Annotated in this window: 1 protein-coding gene; it reads right to left on the bottom strand. The window is 64.7% G+C overall.

Annotated features, from left to right (window positions below; translation table 11 throughout):
• Positions 1-2,237: DNA methyltransferase (locus AB1609_21735; GenBank protein MEW6049057.1), on the bottom strand; the 2,237-nt coding region annotated here is incomplete at its 3' end.
• Between the last annotated feature and the right edge of the window lie 47 nt (positions 2,238-2,284).

Here is a 2,284-nt window from a genome sequence, read left to right as displayed (position 1 = left end):
TGAGTCGGATCGTCGGTAAAGGGCTTAGGCAGGCCGTTCGGGTACTTCTCCGCCGCGACCTTCTGCCAGTGGGCCAGGTCGAAGGGGACCTTGGCGAGCGTGGCGTTGGTGACCTTGAGTGTCTTGTCAATTTGCCGGACCGCGGCGGCGAACTCGGGCGACTCACAGAAGCTCCAGATCGCTGGGAGGTGATTTGGGTCCCTGGGAAGGATGACGGCGGTGTTGTTGTCCCAGGCCTCGCCGGTGTAGCGGGTCACGGGGAGATGCTGCATTTGGGAGACAGCGACACCGCGCTTGCCCCAGGCAGCTTGGCCTCGGATGTACGCCCTTGGTGAATTGGCGAGTTCGCCTTCCCCATCCTCCCAAAGCAGGGCGTGCTCCCGTCCAGCGAAGGGCATCGTCTCCCGCACAGTGCTTTGCTGGAAGACCCAGCCCGGGAGGAGGCGGGGCATTTCCCAGAAACAGCGGCCGAAGCGGTCGTAGTCACCGCTTTGAATACCTGCCATTCCCCCCGCGTACTTCTCCAGCAGCGGCCCCTCGATGGCCCCGGAGAGAAGGATCTTGTGGTCGGGGTTCTTAAGCTGGGGGAGTTGAAAAGCATGGGCCACCGGGCCGCTGCGGAGGAAGGCGGCCTTCTCCATGATTCCCTTGGCAGAGTTCGCGTCGGCGGTCATGAACGCCGAGGTCTTATCGGGCGCGCTTCGAGAAAGGCCATACAGAGCGACATTCACGACCTCACCGCTCACAGTATCGAATGCACCGGGGCCAAGCGCAGCGACGAAGTGCAATGTCGAGTCCCGCAACAGTGTCCGTCGAAACAGCGAATATGTCTTGAGCAACAGAGCGTGTTGAGGCGCTACTACAGCAACCGTCCCCCCGACGCGGCAGGCCCGCAGGCTTCGCTCAACCATGACCGTCGCTAGATCTCCCTTTGATCGCGCGAAACGCGCATCGCAGAACGCTCGCAGCTTGACCTCTTGCTTGTTCCTCTGCAGATACGGCACGTTCGTCGCCACCACCATGTATGACTTCGCCAAAAGCGCCGCCGCCTTCGCCATCCCCTGGGCGGCGATGCCCGCCTCGGTGGCCTGAGCGTCGTGCCTTACCCCCTCACGCGCAAGCGCCTGCTCCAGTAACTGCTGGAGTTCCTCGAACCCTGCGGTGAAGAGGTCGGCCTCTTCTCGCCGGGGATCGATCAGGCTACCGAGCGTCGGCGCGTCTTTAAACAGCCGGTAGAGCCTCCGCATCCCTTCTCGCAGCCGCTCGTCGTTGCCTGCGAGCTTGAGCCATTCTTCTTCCTTGCCGCCGACTGCGAGCCCCGAGCAAGCGATGTGGAGATCCGGCAGTGGCCGGTAGCCACCAGCGCCTGGATAGGTCCAGGCGGCAAACGCCAGGTTAAAGGCGGCGATCTGGGTGCACCGCTCGTCGATCTCCAGGCCGAAGAGGTTGTCGCGGAGTACGGCGTCGCACGCCACGCGCGCAGAGAGTCCCTCCTCCACCATGCGCATGGGCACCAGGATGCGGAAGGCCTCCACGAGGATGTGCCCCGAGCCGCAACAGGGGTCGAGGACCGTGATCTCCGCGGCGCGCTTGGGCCACCGCTCGAAAGTGCCTGCCGCCGGGCGCCAGGCGCCACCTCCTCCGTTCCGGACAAAGCGCAGGTAGCTCCAATCGTAGCCGGGAAGTGCGCAGGCGCAGCGCAACTCCTCTTCGCTCCCGGCCGTGGATGCAAGTTCCGGCCGCTCGGCCAGCACCCTGCCCGCCCACCACGCGCCCAGCGTGTTGTGGAGGAGAAACTTGACCATATAGGGTTCAGTGAAGAGTTGCGTCACAGCGGGAAGCTCATCGGCGCCGATCTTCCGCCCCGCTTTGGCGGCCTCGTTCACCTCGTCCTTGCGTTTGGCCTGCCAAAACTGGTAGACCCACCCCAGACTGTCGTCGGCGGTGAAGACGTCGGCCGGAAGGGCGCCGAGGAGAGCCTCCAGCTTCTGCTGGTGCTCTGGCGCCAGGCGTACGGCGAGGATTGGATCGGTGGGGTCGAAGATCGCCGGCAGCATCCGGGCCGCAAACCGGCCGGCCAGGGCCCAGCCATCTTTCTCGCCAGCCTCAGCAGCGAGTTCCTCGCACTCGGCCAGCGTGACCGGGACGCCGAGTTGGGGATGGATAAGCAGGCGGTTCTCCGCCAGGAAGCGGGCAAAGAGCATCCGGTGCCAGTGTGCGTAGGCGCACTCAGCCACGAGGCGGCCGATCTCCTGCTCGCCGTTCGGTTTGCGTGGATCGCCAA

Source organism: Bacillota bacterium, assembly GCA_040754675.1.
GTDB lineage: Bacteria > Bacillota > Limnochordia > Limnochordales > Geochordaceae > Geochorda.
The sequence above is the reverse complement of the archived record's forward strand: the minus strand, read 5'-3'. Positions and strand labels throughout refer to the sequence as shown.